Origin of the sequence: Azospirillum baldaniorum, from assembly GCF_003119195.2 — a bacterium.
GTDB classification, from domain to species: Bacteria; Pseudomonadota; Alphaproteobacteria; order Azospirillales; family Azospirillaceae; genus Azospirillum; species Azospirillum baldaniorum.
This window is the reverse complement of the sequence record NZ_CP022253.1, coordinates 2,467,072-2,489,647: the sequence shown is the minus strand read 5'-3', so window position 1 is coordinate 2,489,647 and position 22,576 is coordinate 2,467,072. Positions and strand designations below refer to the sequence as shown.

The 22,576-nt window shown below is 68.6% G+C and carries 16 protein-coding genes and 1 tRNA gene; 5 read left to right on the top strand and 12 right to left on the bottom strand.

Features of this window, described 5'->3' with window-relative positions:
* Window positions 1-233: 233 nt before the first annotated feature.
* Window positions 234-1,112: an N-formylglutamate amidohydrolase gene (locus tag Sp245p_RS11800; protein ID WP_014239754.1), complete on the bottom strand. Its 879-nt coding sequence runs from the start codon at window positions 1,110-1,112 to the stop codon at window positions 234-236.
* A 234-nt stretch (window positions 1,113-1,346) separates the two neighbouring features.
* Here Sp245p_RS11800 and Sp245p_RS11795 point away from each other — a divergent pair.
* Window positions 1,347-1,421: transfer RNA gene (locus Sp245p_RS11795), tRNA-Val, on the top strand.
* Between the two features lie 106 nt (window positions 1,422-1,527).
* On the opposite strand, the gene Sp245p_RS11790 is transcribed toward Sp245p_RS11795, so the two are convergent.
* Both Sp245p_RS11790 and Sp245p_RS11785 read right to left on the bottom strand, forming a co-directional pair.
* Window positions 1,528-3,405: a methyl-accepting chemotaxis protein gene (locus Sp245p_RS11790; protein WP_014239755.1), complete on the bottom strand. Its 1,878-nt coding sequence runs from the start codon at window positions 3,403-3,405 to the stop codon at window positions 1,528-1,530.
* A gap of 236 nt (window positions 3,406-3,641) precedes the next feature.
* The gene (locus Sp245p_RS11785; RefSeq protein ID WP_109138624.1) at window positions 3,642-5,813 is read right to left on the bottom strand and encodes a malate synthase G; all 2,172 of its coding nucleotides are present in this window, start codon (window positions 5,811-5,813) and stop codon (window positions 3,642-3,644) included.
* Between the two features lie 239 nt (window positions 5,814-6,052).
* Between Sp245p_RS11785 and recD2 the strand changes: the two genes are divergently transcribed.
* From recD2 to Sp245p_RS11765, 4 genes are all read left to right on the top strand, one after another.
* Window positions 6,053-8,251, top strand: coding sequence for an SF1B family DNA helicase RecD2 (recD2, locus tag Sp245p_RS11780; protein ID WP_420867235.1), 2,199 nt, complete (start codon window positions 6,053-6,055; stop codon window positions 8,249-8,251).
* A gap of 351 nt (window positions 8,252-8,602) precedes the next feature.
* Window positions 8,603-9,214, top strand: coding sequence for a cold-shock protein (locus Sp245p_RS36255; RefSeq protein ID WP_014239758.1), 612 nt, complete (start codon window positions 8,603-8,605; stop codon window positions 9,212-9,214).
* A gap of 302 nt (window positions 9,215-9,516) precedes the next feature.
* Window positions 9,517-10,239 carry a Crp/Fnr family transcriptional regulator gene (locus tag Sp245p_RS11770; protein ID WP_014239759.1) on the top strand — a complete coding sequence of 241 codons (723 nt, stop codon included), beginning with the start codon at window positions 9,517-9,519 and terminating at the stop codon, window positions 10,237-10,239.
* A 155-nt stretch (window positions 10,240-10,394) separates the two neighbouring features.
* Window positions 10,395-13,376 carry a DUF3369 domain-containing protein gene (locus tag Sp245p_RS11765; RefSeq protein ID WP_109138521.1) on the top strand — a complete coding sequence of 994 codons (2,982 nt, stop codon included), beginning with the start codon at window positions 10,395-10,397 and terminating at the stop codon, window positions 13,374-13,376.
* A 46-nt stretch (window positions 13,377-13,422) separates the two neighbouring features.
* Here the strand turns inward: Sp245p_RS11765 and Sp245p_RS11760 are convergent, their stop codons facing one another.
* The 9 genes from Sp245p_RS11760 to nifV form a co-directional block, all read right to left on the bottom strand.
* On the bottom strand, window positions 13,423-15,414 hold the full coding sequence (locus Sp245p_RS11760; RefSeq protein WP_014239760.1) for a methyl-accepting chemotaxis protein: 1,992 nt from the start codon (window positions 15,412-15,414) through the stop codon (window positions 13,423-13,425).
* Window positions 15,415-15,643: 229 nt separating this feature from the next.
* On the bottom strand, window positions 15,644-15,943 hold the full coding sequence (locus Sp245p_RS11755) for a hypothetical protein (protein WP_014239762.1): 300 nt from the start codon (window positions 15,941-15,943) through the stop codon (window positions 15,644-15,646).
* A gap of 210 nt (window positions 15,944-16,153) precedes the next feature.
* Entirely contained in the window at window positions 16,154-16,447 is a 294-nt protein-coding gene (locus Sp245p_RS11750) for a ferredoxin family protein (RefSeq protein WP_014239763.1), read from the bottom strand.
* Window positions 16,444-17,745: an FAD-dependent oxidoreductase gene (locus Sp245p_RS11745; protein ID WP_014239764.1), complete on the bottom strand. Its 1,302-nt coding sequence runs from the start codon at window positions 17,743-17,745 to the stop codon at window positions 16,444-16,446. The genes Sp245p_RS11750 and Sp245p_RS11745 overlap by 4 nt, the downstream gene beginning before the upstream one ends.
* A 29-nt stretch (window positions 17,746-17,774) precedes the next feature.
* Complete coding sequence (locus Sp245p_RS11740; protein WP_014239765.1) at window positions 17,775-18,854, bottom strand: electron transfer flavoprotein subunit alpha/FixB family protein; 1,080 nt, start codon at window positions 18,852-18,854, stop codon at window positions 17,775-17,777.
* Window positions 18,855-18,893: 39 nt separating this feature from the next.
* Window positions 18,894-19,745, bottom strand: coding sequence for an electron transfer flavoprotein subunit beta/FixA family protein (locus Sp245p_RS11735; protein ID WP_014239766.1), 852 nt, complete (start codon window positions 19,743-19,745; stop codon window positions 18,894-18,896).
* A 347-nt stretch (window positions 19,746-20,092) separates the two neighbouring features.
* Window positions 20,093-20,416, bottom strand: coding sequence for a nitrogenase-stabilizing/protective protein NifW (gene nifW, locus Sp245p_RS11730; RefSeq protein WP_014239767.1), 324 nt, complete (start codon window positions 20,414-20,416; stop codon window positions 20,093-20,095).
* Window positions 20,417-20,433: 17 nt separating this feature from the next.
* Window positions 20,434-21,303 (bottom strand): serine O-acetyltransferase, encoded by an 870-nt coding sequence (cysE, locus tag Sp245p_RS11725; RefSeq protein WP_014239768.1) that lies wholly within the window; start codon window positions 21,301-21,303, stop codon window positions 20,434-20,436.
* Window positions 21,304-21,316: 13 nt separating this feature from the next.
* The gene (gene nifV, locus Sp245p_RS11720) at window positions 21,317-22,462 is read right to left on the bottom strand and encodes a homocitrate synthase (protein WP_014239769.1); all 1,146 of its coding nucleotides are present in this window, start codon (window positions 22,460-22,462) and stop codon (window positions 21,317-21,319) included.
* Between the last annotated feature and the right edge of the window lie 114 nt (window positions 22,463-22,576).

The following is a 22,576-nucleotide window of genomic DNA, read 5'->3' as shown; positions in this document are numbered from 1 at the left end:
TTTGCGCCGCGCTGCAGCTTTGTCTTAACTTTGGTTAAGCCATTGAATGACATGAAAAAACATTTTCCCTCTTGATCCCCGGGCGGGGTTTCATCATATTGTGCAGTGCGGCATCGATCGCGTCTGCGATGCGGGCGGTGCCGTAACGCACTTCTTGGGCGTTTCCTCCCTAGACTCGGGCCGGGGCCTTTGCCCCGGCCTTTTTTTGTGCGCGGCCCGGCGCGACGGGTCGTTCAACGCGGGGCAAGGGGGGCGGGCGGCAGGTGGGCGATGTTGTCCACCATCTCATGCATGTGCCGGGTCAGGACGGTCAGGAAGGGCAGGCGCGACAGCGTGGCCTCGTCCATGTAGAGATCGCGGCTGATTTCGATCTGAAGCACATGGATCCCCTGGCGCGGGCGTCCGTAATGGCGTGTGGTGTAGCCGCCGGCGTAGGGCGCGTTGCGGCTGACCGTGTAGCCAAGGCCGCGCAGGAAGCGCTCCGCCGTCTCGGTGACCGCGGGGGCGCAGGAATTGCCGAAACAGTCCCCCAGCACGATGTCGCTGCGCCGGTTGTCGCGATCGCCCAGCCCGGGGGAGGGCATGGAATGGCAGTCGATCAGCACCGCGTGGCCGAAGCGGGCGCGCGTGTCTTCAACGAGGCGGCGCAGTGCGTTGTGGTAGGGGGTGTAGCACTGCTCCACCCGCCGCACCGCTTCGGAGAAGCGCAGCTTGCCGCGGTAGATGTCCTCGCCGTTGGCGACCACCCGCGCGATGGTGCCCAGCCCCGCGGCCACGCGCGGCGAACGTGTGTTCACATAGGGCGGCAGGGGGTCGGCGAACATCTCCGGGTCCAACTCGTAGGCTTCGCGGTTGACGTCCAGGAAGGCGCGGGGGAACAGCGCGCGGATCAGCGGTATGCCCAGCGTTGGGGCGCCCGCGAATATCTCGTCGACGAAGCAGTCTTCCGATTTGCGCAACGCGCGCGGGTCGAGCCGCGCCGCCGCCAGGAACTCGGCCGGATAGCGGTTGCCGCTGTGCGGCGAGGCCAGCACCAGCGGCTTGGTCTGTTCGTCCGGGGCCAGAAGTTCGAAGGCCGGCTCCGGTGTGGCGGCGTCGACGGAAGCATCCATGGCACTGTGATGTAGTGGACCTGGACGGCTCTGTCACGCACCGTCCCGCTCACGCCCCAACAGATGTGAGGCGCCTGCCGTCCCGTCGGCGGGAAAAAAGGCGGCGTTCGTCGTCGGGTCGCAAAAAAGTGAAATCCAGGCTTGCCAGACCTCCGGGATGATGGTACACCCCACGCCCACGCCGGACGGGACGCAAGACGGATGCCGAACCCCGAACCGACCGGCGACACGGATGGGCGCGTAGCTCAGCGGGAGAGCACTACGTTGACATCGTAGGGGTCACAGGTTCAATCCCTGTCGCGCCCACCATCCTCGAAGGCCGGAACCCTAACGGGTTTCCGGCCTTCGCCATATCCGGGCCTTGCCGTTCCACCGGACGACCGGCCCCCGCCCTCCTGGGCAGGGGCCTTGCGCGTCACGCCGCGCTGCGGTCCGGTGCCAGCCCGCGCGCCAGAGTCGCCAGATCACGCTCCAGCGCCGGCTGGTCGGCCTCCGGAAGGCTGAACTTCACGTGCAGCTGTCCCGGCTCGCAGGACTTCACCGTGAAGGGCACGGGGCGGGACAGGCCGTGAGCCCGCAGGGTGCCGGTGGTGCCCACCGTCATGATGGGCCTGTCCAGGATCATCGCGCCGCCGGACGACAGGTTGGCGATCCGCGCCGCTTTGCCCGTGCCGACACCGGCGCAGTCAATGGTGCAGGGCAGGTTGACCCGCAGGCGCGGCTTATGGCGGCGGTCGACGTCGCTGGTTGCGGTGCGCACCACCCGCACCAGGACGCTTTGCAGGTCGTCGATGCTCCGCGCCACGTCGCCGGCGACGGCGCGCATGCCGCCGGCTCGCTCACCGGTCTGGTTGGCCTCCTCCGACACCAGCGCGATCCGGCTGGACACCTCCTGGGCGGCGTGGCTGGTCTCGTTGACGGTGCGGGCGATCTCCCGGGTGGCGGCGTCCTGCTCCTCGACCGCCGCGGCGATGGAGGAGGAGATGTCGGACACTTGGTCGATGCTCGCGGCGACCTCGCTCACCCGGTCCACGGCCTGCTTGGTGACCGACTGGACGTCGGTGATCAGCGCGGCGATCTCCTCGGTGGAGCGGGCGGTCTGGCTGGCCAGGTTCTTGACCTCCTGCGCCACCACGGCGAAGCCCTTGCCGGCCTCGCCGGCGCGCGCCGCCTCGATGGTGGCGTTCAGCGCCAGCAGGTTGGTCTGGCTGGCGATGTCGCCGATCAGCCGGGCGACGGCGCCGATCCGCTCCACCGCCGTCGACAGATGCCCGATGATCGCGCTGGCGGAGCCGGCCTTGTCCACCGCGTTCCCCGTCACCGACACCGACGCGGCCACCTGCCGGCCGATTTCCTGGATGGAGGCCGACAGTTCGTTGGCGGCCGCGGCGACCGTCTGGGCGTTGGCCAGCGCCTGGCTTGCCGCGGCGGAGACGGTCTGGGAGTTGTCGCTGACCATCCCGGCGGAGGCGGCCATCGCCTCGGCGTTGCTGGCCATCTGCCCGGCGTGCCGGGCGACTTGCTCAACGGCGGCGCGGGTCTCGCGCTCCACCGTGTCGGCCATGGCGGCCAGCGCCTGGCGCCGCTCCTCCTCGCCGGCCTCGCGGGCGCGCTCCTGTTCGGCGCGCAGACGCTCGTTCTCCAGGCCGGCTTCGCGGAAGACGCGCACGGCATCGGCCATCTGTCCGATCTCGTCGCGGCGCCCGTCGAATCCAACCTCCGCCCTCAGGTTGCCGGCGGCCATGCCGGCCATGGTCAGCCGCATCCGGTCGATCGGGCCGATCACCGCCCGGCGCAGGAAGAGGATGGAGGCGACGATCAGGAACAGCGCCACCGCGGTGGCGGCGATCAGCACGGTTTCCAGCGTGGCGGTGGCGGCCTCGATGTCGGTCACCGCGGCATCGAGGCCTCCCAGACGCTCCTCGCGGACCTGCTCCATGGTGGAGAGGAGCCGCTCCATCTCCTTGTCCATGCTCTCGGCGACCGCGTCGAACTGTCCCATCATGGCGTTCCCCGCCGACGGGCCGCCCTCGACGTAGGTCTGGGACATGCGCCGGCCCAGCTCGTAGAAGGGTGGAAAGGCGTCGCGGGTGGCGGCGATGCTCCGCACCATGTCCGTCAGCTCCAGTTCCCGGGCGATGGCGTGAGCGTTCTCGGCATGCTGGGCGAAGGCCTTCGCGAACTCCTCGGCCTTGGCGGGCCCGTCATCCAGATCGTCCAGCCCGCGGGTCGCCGACACGTCCGTCAACCATTGCTGAACCTGCGCCACATCGTAACGGATGTTGGCGATCATCTCGGCATGAGGTGTTGGTTCTCGGCAATTGGACGCTCGGCGGATGATGTTCGTTCGGAAAAATCTTGTTTGGAGTCGTCACTTTTTTTATTTGCTATTCAATGATCGGTATTTCCCGTCGCTGATGCCTCATTTCATGTCTCGCTCCCGGCCATTTCGTTGCTGGCGCGCAAAGAAAAAGGCCCTTCCCCGCGAACGGGGAAGGGCCTGTGATGCGTGCCGGGTGGCGCGTCGACTCAGCCGGCGGCTTTCGCCTTGGCTTCGATGCGGCGGCGGTGCAGCACCGGCTCGGTGTAGCCGTTCGGCTGCTCGCGGCCCTTGAAGACGAGGTCGCAGGCGGCCTGGAAGGCGACGCTGCCGTCGAAGTCGGCGGCCATCGGGCGGTAGAGCGGATCGCCGGCGTTCTGCTTGTCCACCACGGCGGCCATGCGCTTCATCGTCTCCATGACCTGCGCCTCGGTGGTGATGCCGTGGAGCAGCCAGTTGGCGATGTGCTGGCTGGAGATGCGCAGGGTGGCGCGGTCTTCCATCAGCCCGACATTGTTGATGTCCGGCACCTTGGAGCAGCCGACGCCCTGGTCGATCCAGCGCACGACATAGCCGAGGATGCCCTGGGCGTTGTTGTCCAGCTCCTGCTGGATCTCCTCCTCCGACCAGTTGGGGCGGTCGGCCAGCGGGATGGTCAGGATGGCGTCCAGGCTGGCGCGCTCGCGGCGGGCCAGCTCCTCCTGGCGGGCGGCGACGTTGACCTGATGGTAATGCAGGGCGTGCAGCGTGGCCGCGGTGGGCGAGGGCACCCAGGCGGTGTTGGCGCCGGCCTGCGGGTGGACGATCTTGGCGGCCAGCATGTCGGCCATGCGGTCGGGCATCGCCCACATGCCCTTGCCGATCTGGGCGTGGCCCTTCAGCCCGCAGAGCAGGCCGGTGTCCACGTTCCAGTCTTCATAGGCCTTGATCCAGGCGGACGACTTCATGTCGTTCTTGCGGATCATCGGGCCGGCTTCCATGGCGGTGTGCATCTCGTCGCCGGTGCGGTCGAGGAAGCCGGTGTTGATGAACACCACGCGCGCCGCCGCGGCCCGGATGCACTCCTTGAGGTTCACCGTGGTGCGGCGCTCCTCGTCCATGATGCCCATCTTCAGCGTGTTGCGCGCGATGCCCAGCGCGTCCTCGACGCGGGCGAACAGCTCGTCCGCGAAGGCGACCTCCTCCGGCCCGTGCATCTTCGGCTTCACGATGTAGACGGAGCCGGCGCGGCTGTTGAGGCGGGCGCCCTTCACGTCGTGCAGCGCGATCAGCGAGGTGATCATGCCGTCGAGGATGCCTTCCGGCGCCTCGCTGCCGTCCTTCAGCAGGACCGCGCTGTTGGTCATCAGATGACCGACGTTGCGGATCAGCATCAGGCTGCGGCCCGGCAGGGTGATCGTCTCGCCGTTGCGGCTGGTGTAGCTGCGGTCGGGGTTCAGCCGGCGCTCCACCGTGCCGCTGCCCTTGGGGAAGCTGGCGGTCAGGCTGCCGGTCATCAGGCCCAGCCAGTTGCGGTAGGCCAGCACCTTGTCCTCGGCATCCACGGCGGCGACGGAATCCTCGCAGTCCTGGATGGTGGTCAGGGCGGATTCGAGCACGAGGTCGGCGACGCCCGCCGCGTCGGTCTTGCCGATGGGGTGGCTGCGGTCGATGCGGATTTCCATGTGCAGGCCGTTGTCGGCCAGCAGGATGGCGGTCGGGGCCGACGGCGCGCCGTTGTAGCCGACCAGACGCTCCGGCTCGGCCAGACCCGTGCTGCGGCCGTCCTTCAGCGCGACGACGAGGCGGCCGTTGTCCACCGTGTAGCCGGCGGCGTCGGCGTGCGACCCGTCGGACAGCGGCGCGGCGCGGTCGAGCACGTCGCGGGCGAAGGCGATGACCTTCTCGCCGCGCTTCGGGTTGTAGCCGGCGGTGCGCTCCGCCCCGTCCGTGTCGGGGATGGCGTCGGTGCCGTAGAGCGCGTCGTACAGGCTGCCCCAGCGGGCGTTGGCGGCGTTCAGCGCGTAGCGGGCGTTCATCACCGGCACGACGAGCTGCGGGCCGGCGGTCGTGGAGATCTCCGGGTCGACGTTCTCGGTCGTCACGGCGAAGTCCGGGCCTTCCGGCAGGAGATAGCCGATCTCCTTGAGGAATTCGGTGTGGGCGGCGCGGTCCAGCGGCTGGCCGCGGCGGCTGCGGTACCACTCGTCGATCTGGGCCTGCAGCGCGTCCCGCTTGGCCAGCAGCGCGCGGTTGCGCGGGGCCAGATCGTGGAGGATCGCGTCAAGGCCCGACCAGAATTGCTCCGGCGTCACGCCGGTGCCCGGCAGGGCTTCGTTCTCGATGAAGCGGTGAAGCTCCGTGGCAACTTGCAAGCCGCCAACCTGAATGCGTTCCGTCACCATTGCTGCTCTTTCCTTCCGAAGTCGTAGACACCGCGGTTTTTCGGTTTGTCGTTCTTTGGCTGACGTTTTTTCACCGCAAGCCCGCTCCGGCACGGTCCGTTCGGTCCGGTGTCCGGCGCGGGGTTCGCGCGACAAGGTACACATTCGCGGCGTCGCGGTCTTCCCCCGAATTGCCGCGCTGCGGCGGTTGCGCGGGGAACTCCCCCAAAGGCCTGCCAGCACCTATGTTGGGTGGCATGAGCATATCCGGCCATGCACCCCCGGCGGCGGGCACGCCCGCGCGGGAGCCGCTGTCGGGGCTGGTGGAGCGGGTGACCTTCCACAGCCCGGAGACGGGATTCTGCGTGCTGCGGCTGAAGGTGCGCGGGCAGCGCGACCTCGTCACGCTGGTCGGCCACGCCGCCACCATCGGCGCGGGGGAGTTCGTGCAGGCCAGCGGCGTCTGGGTGAACGACCGCAACCACGGACTCCAGTTCAAGGCCGACTTCCTGCGCGCCACCCCGCCGACCACGGTGGAGGGCATCGAGAAGTATCTCGGCTCCGGCCTGATCCGCGGCATCGGGCCGGTCTACGCCAAGAAGATGGTCAAGGCCTTCGGCGAGGCGGTGTTCGACGTGATCGAGCAGGAGCCGGACCGGCTGCGGCAGGTCACCGGCATCGGGCCGAAGCGGGCGCAGCGCATCATCGCCGGCTGGGCCGACCAAAAGGTGATCCGCGAGATCATGATCTTCCTGCACAGCCACGGGGTCGGCACCTCGCGGGCGGTGCGCATCTTCAAGACCTACGGGCCGGACGCCATCCGGCTGATCACCGAGAACCCCTACCGGCTGGCCCGCGACATCCGCGGCATCGGCTTCAAGACGGCGGACGCGGTGGCCGCAAGGCTGGGCATCGAGAAGACCGCGATGATCCGGGCGCGGGCCGGCATCGGCTATGCCCTGGCCGAGGCGACCGACCAGGGCCATTGCGGCGTGCCGGTGGCCGAGCTGATCCCGCTGGCCGTGAAGCTGCTGGAGATTGACGCCTCCATCCTGGAGACCGCGGCGGAACTGGAGCGGCAGGACGGCGCGGTGGTCGCCGACAGCCTGGGCGGGGAGCCCTGCCTGTTCCTGGCCAGCCTCTACCGGGCGGAGCAGGCCATTGCCGAGCGGCTGCGTCGGCTGGCTGGCGGTCCCGTGCCCTGGCCGGAGATCGACGCGGAGAAGGCTATTCCCTGGGTCGAGGCGAAAGCCGGGATCACGCTGGCCGAAGGTCAGCGGGAGGCGCTGCGCCAAGCGGCGACGTCGAAGCTGCTGGTCATCACCGGCGGCCCGGGGGTCGGCAAGACGACGCTGGTGAACAGCATCCTGACCATGCTGAAGGCCAAGGGCGTGTCGATCGCGCTGGCCGCCCCCACCGGCCGTGCCGCCAAGCGGCTGAGCGAGAGCACCGGCCTGGAGGCGCGGACCATCCACCGCCTGCTGGAGACCGATCCGCAGGCCGGCGGCTTCAAGCGCGACGAGACCAACCCGCTGGACTGCGACCTGCTGGTGGTGGACGAGACCAGCATGGTCGACGTGCCGCTGATGAACGCGCTGCTGCGCGCCGTCCCGGGGCGGGCGGCGCTGCTGCTGGTCGGCGACGTGGACCAGCTGCCCTCGGTCGGGCCGGGGCAGGTGCTGGGCGACGTGATCGGCTCCGGCGCGGTGCCGGTGGTCCGGCTGACCGAGATCTTCCGGCAGGCGGCGACCAGCCGCATCATCGTCAACGCCCACCGCATCAACGCCGGCCAGATGCCGGAGATACCGAAGACAGGGGAGGACAGCGACTTCTACTTCGTCGAGGCGGCGACTCCGGAGGCCGGTGTGGCGAAGCTGATCGAGATGGTGCGCGACCGCATTCCCCGCCGATTCGGCGCCGACCCGGTGCGCGACGTGCAGATCCTCTGTCCGATGAACCGCGGGGGCCTGGGCGCGCGCTCGCTGAACATCGAATTGCAGAGGGTGCTGAACCCGCCGGGCGAGTCCCGAGTCGAGCGATTCGGCTGGACCTTCGGTCCCGGCGACAAGGTCATGCAGGTCGAGAACAACTATGACAAGGAGGTCTACAACGGCGACCTCGGCATCGTATCCGCCGTCGACGCCGAAGAAGGTGTGCTGACCGCCACCTTCGACGGCCGCCCGGTGACCTATGACTTCGGAGAATTGGACGAGGTCGTCCTGGCCTATGCGACGACGATTCACAAGAGCCAAGGCTCCGAATACCCGGTGGTCGTCATTCCGGTGGTGACCCAGCATTACACGATGCTCCACCGCAACCTGATTTATACCGGCGTGACGCGAGGCAAGCGCCTGGTGGTCATGCTCGGCCAGCGCCGCGCGCTCGCCATGGCGGTGCGTGGAACGCCGGGGCGGCGGCGCTGGACGAAACTGGGGGAATGGCTGGCGCCTCTATGACCCTTGGCGGAGGACAACCATGTCGGGATTTTGTCACAGACGTATGCGCGCGCCGTTTGCGGTGCCTGCCCCGGTATGCGGCCCGTCCTCTTACGAAACGTGTGGAAGATGTCCTAACCTGTTCAATTGACGAAAGAAACTCCTCCCCTCCCAGGGCCGGGGCGGGGGAAGACGCCCGGAGGCCGCCGTGGGCAGCACCGGACGTCTTCGGGACCGGCACCCCTTCCGAACGGGCGGATTTCCCCCTGGCCGAATGTCGCAGGAAAGGGCGTCTGGCCTTTGGCGTGCTTGACGGATGGCTCGTACCCTGTGACAAAGATAATTCGGCATCCTCTATGAGCTTGAAGACACATGTTCGACCGCCCGCCCCGCCAGGGCTACCGCGCTCCCGAGATCACCAAGGCCAACGTCACCGCCACTGTGAAGTGGTTCAACCCCACCAAGGGGTTCGGCTTCGTGTCACCCGAGGACGGTTCGCCCGACGCCTTCCTGCACGTCTCCGCGGTTCAGGCCGCTGGCTATGACGCGCTCGACGAAGGCGCTACCATCGTTTGCGACCTCGCCCGCGGCCCCAAGGGTCCGCAGGTTGCTTCCATTCAATCCGTGGACACGTCCACCGCCTCGCGCTCGCCGGCCCGTCCGGCCCGCACGGGCGCCGGCGGCGGCTTTGGCGGCGGCGGTTATGACCGTGGCGGCTACGGCGGCGGCGGCGGCGGTTACGACCGCGGCGGCTGGGGCAACGACGCCGGCGGCGGCGAAGAGGTCGACGGCACCGTCAAGTGGTTCAACGCCGACAAGGGCTTCGGCTTCATCACGCCGAGCACCGGTGGCAAGGACGTGTTCGTCCATGTGAATGTTCTGCGTCGCTCCGGCATGCAGACGCTCCAGGAAGGCGATCAGGTGCGCGTGACCGTCCGCCAGGGCCAGAAGGGTCCGGAGGCCGGCAAGGTCGAGTACCGCTAAACCGTCTTCAGCCTCTCTGAAGATCGGCCGGGGCGCCTCCGCAAGGAGGCGCCCCGGTTCGTTTCCGGGCTTCCGATGCCAGCGCCAAAGGCATCCGCATCGTTGCGGCGAATCCCCATCTTGCCCAAACCTTGTGCATGCTGCGACAGTGCCCGGGCGGTTTGGACCCGGCGGGTCCTGGACCGTGGCGTGTCCGGGGGCTTGCTGGCGGCGCGGAACGATCATCGCCGGTGTGGCGGAAGGTCCTGCCGACCGGATGCCCGTACCGGGGCTGTGGGAGAGGGTGAAGAGGTGAGGAAGGCATGAGGAACGATCCGCCGGGCTTCCGGCCCCAGGACGCCGCGACGTTGCGGTCCAACGCGCTGTTCGGGCGCCTGCCCGACCGGTCGCTGGAACTTCTCGTCAGCACCGCGCAGGTGCGCACGGTGCCACGCGGCACCACCCTGTTCGTTCAGGACGAGGACGCCGACCGCTTCTTCGCGCTGCTGGACGGCTGGGTGAAGCTCTACCGCCTGACCCGCGACGGGGCGGAGGCGGTGGTGACCATCGTCGCCCCCGGCGAGACCTTCGCCGAGGCCGCCATGTTCGCCAGCGGCAAGTTCCCGGTCTGCGCGGAGGCGGTGGCCGACTCGCGCGTCATGACCCTGACGGCGGAGGGCTTCGCCCGCTGCCTGCGCGAGGACGAGCAGATCGCCTTCGCCATGCTGGGGTCGCTGTCGGTGCGGCTGCGCCATCTCGTCCAGCAGATCGAGCAGTTGCAGGTCCAGCCGACCGCCCAGCGCGTCGGCAGCTTCCTGCTGCGCTTCTGCCCGGAGGGGGGCGGCGCCACCAGCTTCGCGCTGCCCTTCGACAAGGCGCTGATCGCTCGGCGCCTCGGCATGCAGCCGGAAACCTTCTCCCGCGCCCTGGCGAAGCTGCGCGGCGTTGGGGTGGACACGCAGGGCGGGACGGTGTCCGTCGCCGACCTGGATGCGTTGCGCCGTTTCTGCAACGCCGATGCCGGGGGCGGTGACCACGGCGGCTAACGGGACAGGCGGGGCAGGGCGCAGTTTGGGGTTGTCATCGCCCGCGGCGCCTTGCCGATGAAGAGTTGTGGCGGGCCGCAGGGGCATGTTCACGCGCGGCGGCCCTGTGATATCCTCCCGCGACCGGAGGCTGTCGGCGGTGCGGAGGGAGTTCGATGAGCGACGAGTTTCTTTTCGCCGACGACGAGCCGGGTATCGAGGCCGACACGGCGAGGGAAACGGCGCCGGAGCCCGTCGATCCATGGATCATCCTGATCGTCGACGACGATCCCGCGATCCACGCGACCACCAAGATGGTCCTGCGCGGCTTCACCTTCGAAGGCCGCCCGGCGCAGTTCCTGTCCGCCGGCACCGCGGCCGAGGCGCGCAGCCTGCTGGAGCAGAACCCGGCCATCGCCGTGGTGCTTCTCGACGTCGTCATGGAATCGGACGACGCCGGCCTGCGGCTGGTGCGCATGATCCGCAGCGAGCTGAACAACCGGCGCGTGCGCATCATCCTGCGCACCGGCCAGCCGGGGCAGGCGCCGGAACGCGACGTCATCCTGAACTACGACATCAACGACTACAAATCGAAGACGGAGCTGACGGCGCAGAAGCTGTTCACCTCGGTCGTCGCCGCCCTGCGCGGCTATCAGGACATCACCGCCATCGAGGACCACCGCCAGGGGCTGGAGCGCATTCTGGACGCTTCCTCCGCCCTGCTCGACAAGCGGACCATGGCGGAGTTCGTCCGCGGGGCGGTGTCGAAGATCGCCGAGATCTGCCCGCCCTGCGACGGCATCGCCTTGTGCAGCCGCTGGACGGAGGAGGAAACCGGCGGTGCCGCGCGCGACCCGCTGGTGCTGGGGGCCGGCGGCATCCACGCGGCGGCGGAGGGCAAGCCGGTGCGCGCCGCCCTGCCGGCGGAGGCGGCGGAGGCGGTGACGCAGGCGCTGGCCGACGGGCGGAACCGGTATGAGCGGGAGCGCAGCCTGCTGGTCTTCCGCTCCACCTCGCGGCACCACGACACGGTGTTCCACATCAGCCACCGGCACCCCCTGACGGAGGACGAGCGGCGGCTGCTGGAGGTCTTCTGCTCCAAGGTCGCGGTCGGCTTCGACAACGTGCATCTGTACGAGGAACTGACCGCGCTGAACCGCAACCTGGAAAACCAGGTGGCCGACCGCACCCGAGAACTGGTGGCCGCGACCGAGGCGGCGGAGGCGGCAAGGGCGGAGGCGGAGGCGGCCAACCAGGCCAAGTCGCTGTTCCTGGCGACGATGAGCCACGAGATCCGCACCCCGATGAACGGCGTCCAGGGCATGCTGGAACTGCTGGAATACACGCCGCTGACTCCCGAGCAGCAGGAGTTGGTCTCCGTCGTGCGCGATTCGGCGGGGGCGCTGCTGACCATCATCAACGACATCCTGGACTTCTCGAAGATCGAGGCCGGACGGCTGGATCTGGAGCAGGCCCCGGTGTCGCTGTCCGCGGTTGTGGAGGGCGTGGCCGAGACGCGGGCCCCGGCGGCGCGGCAGAAGGACCTGACGCTGGTCACCTACGTCGATCCCGACCTGCCGCCGCTGGTCATGGGCGATTCGGTGCGCATCCGGCAGGTGCTGTTCAACATCGCCGGCAACGCCGTGAAGTTCACCCCCTCCGGCTCGGTGCGCATCCGCGCCGAACTGGCGCGCTTCGAGGAGGGGCGGGCGACCATCCGGATCACCGTGACCGACACCGGCATCGGCATCGCCCCGGAAGCGCAGGCCCAGTTGTTCCGCCCCTTCACCCAGGCGGAAGCCTCGACCACCCGGCGCTTCGGCGGCACCGGTCTGGGGCTGTCGATCTGCCGCCGTCTCGCCGAGCTGATGGGCGGCGAGGTCGGGGTGACGAGCGAGCCCGGCCGCGGCTCCACCTTCTGGTTCACCTTCACCGCCGATCTCGCCGCGGACGGCGACGCCGCGGGCGTCGCGGCTCCGCCACTGGCCGGGCTGTCGGTGCTGCTCCTGGCCGCCGACGCGGAGGAGCGGCGGTTCCTCGCCCGCTACCTGAACACCGACGGTGCCGTGCTGCTGGACGCGCCGGACGCGGCGGCGGGGATGCGGGCCCTGCCGCCCGGCACGCCCTGCGACGTCGTGCTCACCACCGCCGAGGCGGATGTGCGGGCGTTGGACGCCGCGGCGCCGGGGCTGGCGCGCGGGCGGGTGCTGCTGGGCGGGAGCGGCGCCCTGATCGACGCGGTCGGGCTGGCCCGTCCGGTGCGCCGCGGTCATCTGGTGCGCGCCGTGCTGGCCGCCGCGGGCCGCGGACCGGCGGTCGAGGCCGAGGCGGGGCATCCCGGCCCGGCCGGAGCTTTCCTGGCGGAAGATGGCGCGGCAACCCCGCCGCGCATCCTGGTGGCCGAGGACCATCCGACCAACCGGCAGGTCATCCAGCGGCAGCTCGCCCTGCTCGGCCATACCGTGGACATGGCGGAGGACGGCGTCCAGGCGCTGGCCCTGTGGCGCGACGGCGATTACGCGCTGCTGCTGACCGATTGCCAGATGCCGGAGATGGACGGCTTCGAGCTGACCCGCCTGATCCGCGCCGAGGAGGCGGCGAAAGGGCGCCCGCGCCTGCCCATCATCGCGGTCACCGCCAACGCCATGGCCGGGGAGGCCCAGCGCTGCCTGTCTGCGGGGATGGACGACGCCGTGTCGAAGCCGGTGGAGATCGGCCAGCTGCGCCGCCTGCTGGACCGCCACCTGCCGTCCCCGCCGGGACCCGAGCCGGTGCCGGCTCTCACCGCACCCGTTACGGCGCCGGATTCCGGCCCCGACGCGCCGCCCATCGATGTGGGCGTGCTGGCGACGCTGTTCGACGGGGATATGGAGTTCGTCGGGCAGTTGCTGCAGGAGTTTATCGTCTCCAACAGCGCCAGCCGCGACCGTCTGGTCGCCGCCCACGCGGCGGAGGATTGGGACAGCGTGCGTCAGGCCGCCCACAAGCTGGCGGGGTCCTCCCGCACGGTGGGCGCGCGCGATCTGGCCGCAGCGAGCGACGCCATTGAGCTGGCCTGCGTGGACCGGCGGCTGGACGGCATCGGCGGGCTGGTCGCCCGCGCCGACCATGAGCTTGGCCGTGCCGCCGCCTACATTCATGGGATGGCGCCGGCTTAAAGCGAACTCCCGCTCGCTTTAAGCCGGCGCCATCCCCATCAGTCGATCAGGCGGCCATCGGCCGCAGGGCGCGGTCACGGACCAGCGCGCTGAAGCGCTGTTCGAAGCCGGCCTTCGCCTCGTCCGGCAGCTCGAAACGGACGTGGCAGCTCTGGGCCTCGACCGTCACGACGGTGAAGGGCAGGGGCATGCCGAAGCCGTCGATGTGCAGCGTGCCGCGCGCGCCGTTCGTGGCGCCGTCCCACACCTGCAGCGCGGCGCCGCTGGAGGACAGGTTGTGCAGGCGGCAGATCCGGTTGCCGGCGGGGGTGTCGGCGCGGGCGGGCAGTTCCACCGCGTAGCGGGCCTCGCGGCGGCGGTCCACTTCGCTCATCGAGGTGCGGACGACACGGACCAGGATGCCGCGCAGCTCGTCGATGCTCCCCGAGACGTCGTCGGCGACGGTGCGCACGTCGGACGCGCGGTCGCCGGTGGCCTGCGCCTCGCTGGAGACCTCGGCGATGCGGCGGGAGACCTCGCGCGCGGCGTCGGCGGTCTGGTTGACGTTCCGGCTGATCTCCTGGGTCGCGGCGGCCTGTTCCTCCATCGCGGCGGCGATGGCGGCGGCAACCTGATCGACCTCGGTGATGCTGTCGGTGATGGTGGAGACGGCAGCCACGGCGCCGCCGGTCGCGGCCTGGATCTCGCCGATCTGGGTGGCGATGTCCTCGGTCGCCTGCGCGGTCTGGTTCGCCAGATTCTTCACCTCGCTGGCCACCACGGCGAAGCCCTTGCCGGCTTCCCCGGCCCGTGCCGCCTCGATGGTGGCGTTCAGCGCCAGAAGGTTGGTCTGGCTGGCGATCGTCTGAATGAGCTGGGCGACGTCACCGATCTTCTGCACGGCGTTGGACAGGGACTGGATGGTGCCGCGCGCCAGATCGCCCTTCTCCACGGCGATTCGGGTGATGCTGCTGGCCTGCGCCACCTGGGTGCCGATCTCGCGGATCGAGGCGGCCAGTTCCTCCGAGGCGGCGGCGACGGTCTGGGCGTTGCGCAGGGCCTGCTCCGCGGCGGCGGCCACCGACTGGCTGTTCGCCCCGACGGCGTCCGCCGACCGGGCCATGGCGGCGGCGTTGCCTTCCATCTGCCCGGTGCGCTCGGCCACCCGGTCCACGGCGTTGCGGGTTTCGCGCTCCACCGTCTGGGCCATGTTCTCCAGCGCGTCGCGCTTGGCGATCTCGGCCTGCTCGCGCTGGCGTTCCTGCTCCTGGCGCATGCGCTGGTTCTCCAGCCCGTTGGCCTTGAACACCTCCACCGCGCGGGCCATCGCTCCGATCTCGTCGTGCCCGCCGCTTCCCGGCACGGCTTCGGCATAGTCGCCACCGGCGATACGCCGCATCGCGGCGGTCAGGCGCCCCACCGGGCCGACGACGCGGCGGACCACCACCATCACGCCCAGCAGCACCATGGCGATGCCGACGGCCAGCAGCGTCCAGGCGGTCGTGCTGGCCATGTCGTGGGTCTTCTGGGCCGCCTCGTAATTCTCGCCGGCGACGCGCACCTGGAGGTCGATCAGCAGGCCGATGCGGTCGGTGACGGGGTCGATGGTCTGATACAGCTCCTTCCGGACGAAGCCGTCCAGCGCCCGGCCGTCCTTGTCCGACAGGATGCCGATCAGCCGCTCGATCAGGATATCGGCCTTGGCCATGTCCGGCTTGATCTGGTCGACGAGGGCCTGTTCCTCGGCGTTGAGCGGGTTGGCCAGATAGGCGGACCAGTGCGACCGGATATCCTCCTTCGCCTTGCGGGTCGACGCCAGGCTTTCGTCCCAGGTGAAGTTGCCGTTGCGGGCCTTGTGCGAGGCGTCGACGATGAAGACGGCGTAGGCGTCCGAGATGATCTTCAGGTTGCGCAGCGGCAGCACGCGTTCGTCATGAACCGACCGCAGGTCGGCGTTCGCCATGTTGAGCGCGCGCAGCCCGACGACGTCACTGACGGCGAGCAGAAGGCCGAGAAGATTCAGGACCACAAGAAGAAGGATTTTGATGGAGAGGCGCATTGCAAACTTCCCGCGGATTTCGACAGGCACCCGCTTTTTCCATCGTCGTGCGACGGGACGGGCTTCGGAGGCGACAGGCGTGGACGGAACGAAAAAATCGCCGTCCGCGGGATGGGCGCGAACGGCGATTCCTTGCTTCTGCTCTGCACAGCTGGCCGGGCGATCCGGGTCCTGTCCGAACAGCCGGTGGGTGTTTACGGGCGGTGCCCCGTGTCCAACCCCTCGGGCGTCAGTGGACCTTGACCTCGTTCCCATGATCGCGGCGGTAGATGTGCACATGGTAGGCGGCCATCGGATTGCCCCGGACATACTCCAGCAGACGGCGTTCCATGTCCGGCGTGGCGTTGCGGATCAGCATCTGCCAAGCCGGCTCCATCGTGGCGCGCTGGGTCTCGTTGTGCGGCAGCATGATGAAGCCTGCCCATTCTGGCCGGAAGTCGGCGAGATAGCTTTCGGCATAATGCCGCATCATGGATGCGTCGTTGACGTTGACCGACTTCATGTTCTCGAAGCAGACACGAAGCTGCATGTTCCGTCTCCCTCGTTCCGCGGGTCTCGATACAACGGATATGTGCAGCCTTCGTCCCTTCTGCACCCGTCGGGCGGGCTGAAAATTCGGATGGGAGCAACGAAGAAAACCCCTCCCCGCGGAGCGGGAAGGGGTTTCAGTCATGGCGGATAGGAGAGGGAGACGACCGGCAGGCCAGCGGCGAAGGCCGTAGGACCGCCGGTGCGTTCCTCAACCAAACTTATAACTGATGCCGTAGCCGCCCCGTGGGTAGTCCCACTGAATATTTTCCTTGTCCTGGCAGACCACGCGGCAGGTGCCGCATTCCAGGCAGCCGTCGGTGGCCAGCGTCACGCTGCCGGTCTCGTTCTTGCTGTAGCAGGCCGCCGGGCAGCAGACGGTGCAGGCCTGGGACTCGCAGGACTTGCAGACCGCGTCGTTGCGGATCTGGATGTGCGGCCGGCTCTCGTCCACGATGTAGCGGTTCTGGTACAGCTTCTCTTCGATCTTGACCACGATGCTCATCGCACGGCCCTCACCAGCTTGATTGCGTCGCCGACCAGACCCATGATCGAGCGCTTCTTGACGAAGGACTTCATGATCTCCTTCTCCTTCGTCCTCTTGTCGACGCTGTCCACGGTGAACCAGCTGTGGGCGGCGGCGGTCAGCGTGTCGGGATAGGCGCCGAAGAACTGCTTGTTCTCGTGCATGATGCCCGGCAGGTTCCGGTACTTCTTCAGGTCCTTCATGATGAAGCTGTCGTCCAGCTTCTTCTTGTAGGCGGCGAGGTTGGCGGCGTTGAAGGGCTTGCCGGCCTGCTTCAGCTCGATCACCGTCTCCGCGGCCATGCGGCCCGACGCCATGGCGAGGTTGGAGCCCTCGCGGTGGGCGGCGTTGTTGAAGTGGGCGGCGTCGCCGACCACCATCCAGCCGTCGCCGTAGAGCTGCGGAACCGCCTTGTAGCCGCCCTCCGGGATCATGTGGGCGGCGTATTCCTTCATCTCCGCCCCTTCGATCAGCGGCTTGATGACGGGGTGGTTCTTCAGGTCCTCCAGCATCTTGTAGGGCGGGATGGCGCCCTCCTTGAAGTCGGAGATCAGGCAGCCGATGCCGATCGTCAGCGATTCCTTGTTGGTGTAGAGGAACGCCGTGCCGACCATGCCCTTGGTCACCTTGCCCATGATCTCGATGACCACGCCCTCTTCGTCCTTCAGGCCGAAGCGCTGCTGGATCAGCTCGGGATCGATGAACAGGATTTCCTTGACGGCCAGCGCGACGTTCTGCGGTGCCAACTCCTGCTGGAAGCCGGTGCGGCGGGCGAGCAGGGCGTTCACGCCGTCGGCCATGATGACCACGTCGGCGTGGATCTCGCCGCCCTCGCGGTCGGTGCGCACGCCGATGACCTTGCCCGAGGCGTCGCGGATCAGCTCCGTCACCGTGGTCTCGCAGATCTGCAGGCCGCCGGCCTCGCGGATCTTCTCGGAGAACCACTTGTCGATGTTGGCGCGGATGATCGTGTAACGGTTCGGCTTGTCGCTGTTGAAAGCCTCCGACCGGTAGTTGGTGCCGATGTAGTTGTCGTCGCCGAGCAGCCAGACGCGCTGTTCGATGATGTGGCGCTCGGTCGGGCAATCCTCGCGGAAGTCCGGGATGATCTTCTCCAGCTCGGCGGCGTACATGATGCCGCCCTGGACGTTCTTGGCGCCGGGATACTCCCCGCGCTCGAGCTGAAGAACGTTGAGGCCCTGCTTGGCCAGCGTGTAGGCCGCCGCGTTGCCGGACGGGCCGGCACCGATGACGATGGCGTCGAACTTTTCGACCATGTCCTGTTGGCTCCTTATCGTCCGGTTGCTTAGCCGGCCAGCCGGTTGACCGACAGGCGCTTGCCGAAGGCGTCGGTCAGGGCCGGCAGGATGGTCAGCGCGTCGCCGACCAGCCCGAGATGGGCGAAGTCGAAGATCGGCGCGTTGGGGTCGGTGTTGATGGCCAGGATCAGGTCGGACTTCTCCATGCCGACCCGGTGCTGGATGGCGCCGGAGATGCCGGCGGCGATGTAGAGCTTCGGGCGCACCGTCTTGCCGGTCTGCCCGACCTGCCGGTCGAAGCCGGTCCAGCCGGCCTGGACCAGCGGACGGGTCACCCCGACCTCGCCGCCCAGGACCTTGGCGAGGTCGAAGACCAGCTTCAGGTTCTCCGGCTTGCCCAGCCCCTTGCCCGCCGCGACGATGATGTCGGCGAAGGCGAGCTGCGCTTCGGTCTGCTCGCGGTCGGCGATGAAGCTCAGCACCTTGGTGATGACGTCGGTCTCACGCAGGTTCGGGAACACCTCGACGACGCGGCCGGTGCGGCTGTCGTCGCGGTCGGGCATCGACATCACGCGCGGGCGCACCGTGGCCATCTGCGGGCGGTAGGCCAGCGTCTGGATGGTGCAGAGCAGCGTGCCGCCGAAGGTCGGGCGGGTGGCCGCCAGCGACCGGTTGTCCATGTAGATGTCCAGCTCGGTGCAGTCGGCGGTCAGGCCGGTGGCGAGCGTGGTGGCGATGGCGCCGGCGAGGTCGCGGCCCAGCGTGGTGGCGCCCAGCAGCACGATCTCCGGCTTGTAGGTGTTGACCACGTCGGTCATCACCCGCGTGTAGGGATCGGTGCGGTAGTCGGCCAGGACGGGGTCGGTCACCTTGTAGACGACGTCGGCGCCGTAGGTGAAGGCGTCGCCGCAGATGGCGTTCAGCTCCGGGCTGTCGGCGCCCAGGACCACGGCCCCCACCTCGACCCCCAGCTTGTCGGCGAGCTTGCGGGCCTCGCCCACCAGCTCCCACGACACGGAATGGACGGAGCCGCGCTCCTGCTCCACGATCACCCAGATGCCCTTGTATTCCTTCAGGTGCTCGGGCAGTTGGAACTTGCGTCCCTGCGGCTTGCTTGGTTCGCTCATCGGGATGTCTCCGGCGGAGGATTCGTCAGGAACGGCGCGTCACAGCCCCGCGGCGGCGCGGGCGAGCAGCTCGTCGGCGAGTTTCGGCTGGGCGCCGAAGATGGCGTCCACGGCGGCGGCGGCCTGGGCCTCCGCGGTGGGAGTCTCGGCCTCGACCATCGTCGCCTTCTGGGCGCGCGGCTTCGGCACGAAGACCTTCGACACGACGGTGGGCGAGCCCTTCAGCCCGACCTTCGTCTCCTCGGCGCCGGTGGTGTCCTTGTTCCAGGTCTTCAGGCCGTAACGGGCGGCGCGGAACATGTCGTCCATCTTGCCGAAGCGGATGGTGTTCGTGCCTTCCAGCATCGTGATCATGCAGGGCAGGGCGGTCTTCAGCACCTGCACGCCGCCTTCGGAGCGGCGGTGCACGACGATCTCCCTGGCGCCCTGGTCTATCGATTCGATCTTCGTGATGTAGGTGAGCTGCTGGAAACCCAGCCGCGTGGCGATGCCCGGACCGACCTGCGCGGTGTCGCCGTCCACCGTCTGCTTGCCGCAGAAGACCAGATCGACCTGTTCCTCCTCCGACAGCTTCTTGATGGCGGAGGTCAGGGCGTAGGAGGTTGCCAGCGTGTCCGATCCCGCGAACTTGCGGTCGGTCAGCAGCACCGCGTCGTCAGCACCCAGCGACAGCGCCTTGCGCAGCGAGGTTTCGGCCATCGGCGGCCCCATGGTCAGGACGGTGACGCGGGCGCCGACCTTGTCCTTGATCCGCAGCGCCTCCTCCAGCGAGAAGAGGTCGAAGGGGTTGATGATGGCCGGGACGCCCTGACGCATGATCGTGTTCGTCACGGGGTGGATGCGGATCTGGGCGCTGTCGGGCACCTGTTTGATACAGACAACGATGTGCATCCCGGTCTCCTTGACATTCCGCCGCCTGTCGCGCGGCGTGGCTATGGTCCTACCAGCAAGCGGCGTGCCAAACTTGTGCGGAGCGGTAAATCATTGTAATAAATGGATTTTATGGCTGTTGAGAGATTGTCGCAAAAACGACAAAGACCGGACGTGTCGGCTTCTCAACAGGGGGATTCCGTCGCGGCCCGACCCGATCCCGGACCTCGTCCGCCCTCTGTCGCCTACCGGACAAACCCGACAAGCGCCGCACAGGGCGCGGAGGACGGCCGGAAAGCGCAACGGCCCGCGGACGCTCGCCGGGAGGCGGGTTCGCGGGCCGTCTTGGAAACGAAGGATGGAACGGATCAGGTCGGCAGCAGGGAGTCCAGCGGCACGAAACGGTCGGCCATCCGCTTGGCCTCGTCCTGGTGGACCTTGAAGGTCTTCTCGGCGATGGCGTTGGACACCACGAAGTCCTGGTAGGCGCGCTGCAGATGGGCGCCGTAGCGGGCGGCCATGCCCTCGTCGTCCAGACCCTCCATGCCGGTGTCGGCGGACAGATAGTCGTGGAAGCGCTGCAGGATGTGCAGGCGGTTCACGTTCACCACGCGCTGCTCGTAGGTGACGCCGAGGAAGCGCAGGAAGTCCTCCGCGGTCTCCAGATCCTCCAGATCGTCCTTGAAGCTCATGGCGGGGTCCTTTCCGTTCAGATGACGTAATGATCGGCGCGCGCGCCGGTGTCGGGGGAATGGGTGTGGTGGTCGCGGTCGCCGCAGGCGTCCTGGTCGCACAGGTTGCCGCAGCTCCGGCAGACGATGCCGTCGAGCGGCAGATCGTCCAGCCGGATCGCGCTTAGCGGTGGGGCGGGGCGCGTGGCCTCCTCCGCCGCGTGGGCTTCCAGCCGGGCCTCGATGCGGTTGATGTGGTCGATCAGGCAGGCGATGGCCTTGCCGACCGGGTCGGGCATCAGATGGTGGTCGAGGTCGATGCCGTGGGCGGCCAGCCGGCGCTGGGTGTCCGGACGGACGATGCGGCCGGGGATGCCGACCACCGTCATGCCCTCCGGCACGTCCTTGGTCACCACGGAGTTGGCGCCGACGCGGCACTGGGCACCGACGGTGATCGGTCCCAGGATCTTGGCCCCGGACCCGACCAGCACGCCGTCACCCAGCGTCGGGTGCCGCTTGCCCTTGGTCCAAGAGGTGCCGCCGAGAGTCACGCCGTGGTAGAGCGTCACGTCGTCGCCGATCTCCGCCGTTTCGCCGATGACGACGCCGGCCCCGTGGTCGATGAAGAAGCGGCGGCCGATGGTGGCGCCGGGGTGGATGTCAATGTTGGTCAGGGCGCGGGCCAGATAGGACAGGAAACGCGCCGGCCAGCGCAGCCCCCGCCGCCAAGCGGCGTTGGACAGCCGGTGGCACACCAGCGCGTGGATGCCGGGGTAGCAGGTCAGCACGTCGAGGACATTGCGCGCCGCCGGGTCGCGGTCGAAGACGCAAGCGACGTCCTCGCGCAGCAGCCGCCACAGGCTGGTGTCCGTCATGGCGAGGTCCGGGTGGGCGTCGATCGCGGCCATGGGGTCCTCCGCATCACGAGGAGACGACGCTCCAGCGGGTGGCATCGTCGTGGAAGGCGCGCAGTTCCTCCGCCGTCGGGGCGCGCTTGGCGCGGGTGGCGAGCGCGCGGACCCGCGGGAGCACCGCCTGGGCGGTGGCGTCGTCGCAGGGGATGCCGAGCTGGCCGTAGGCCATCTTCACCCCGGCCGTGCCGGAATGCTTGCCCAGCACGATGCGGTGCTCACGCCCCACCTCGGCGGGGTCGAAATTCTGATAGGTGGCGCGGTCGCGCAGCAGCCCGTCGACGTGGATGCCGGCCTCGTGCGTGAAGACGGCGTCGCCGACGATCGACTTGTTGACCGCAACCGGCCGGTTGGACGCGCGCTCGACGAGGTCGGAGATCGCCCCCAGCGCGCGGGTGTCCACCCCGCAGTCCTGCCCGTAGAGAACCTTCAGCGACACCACCACCTCCTCCAGCGGGGCGTTGCCGGCGCGCTCGCCCAGCCCGTTGACGGTGGTGTTGACGTGGGTCGCCCCGCCCAGCACGGCGGCCAGCGAGTTGGCGTTGGCGAGGCCGAGGTCGTCGTGGGCGTGGATCTCGATCTCCAGGTCGGTGGCCCGGCGCAGCCGTTCGATGCAGGCGCGCGTCTGGAAGGGGTCGAGCACGCCCAGCGTGTCGGCGAAGCGGAAGCGGCGGGCGCCGGCCTCCTGCGCCACGGTCGCGGCGGCGATCAGGAAATCCATGTCGGCGCGCGAGGAATCCTCGCCGCCCAGGCTGACCTCCAGCCCGTGGTCGCGGGCCGTCTTGACCTTGCGTTCGATTTCCGCCAAGGCCCAGGCCCGGCTGCGCTTCAGCTTCTTGGTGATGTGGATGTCGGAGACGGGCATCGACAGGTTGACGGTGCCGACCTTGCAGTCCAACGCCGCCTTCAGGTCGGTGTCGTGCATGCGGCACCAGACCATCAGCCGGGCCTTCAGCCCCAGAGCGGCGACGGCGCGGATGCCTTCGCGCTCCTCCGGACCCATGGCGGGGATGCCGATCTCCAGTTCCGGCACGCCGGCCTCGTCGAGCGCGCGGGCGATGGCGATCTTCTCGTCGAGCGTGAAGGCGACCCCCGCCGTCTGCTCCCCGTCGCGCAGCGTCGTGTCGTTGATGATGGTGGAACCGGCCATCGGCATTCGGTCACATCCTCAATCTGAGCGTAATCAGTGGTGGGTCTTGCCCCCACCCTCCCCACTGCGTGGGTCCCCTCCCTCCCCCGCCCAGCGGGGGAGGGTTAGGGTGGGGCAACG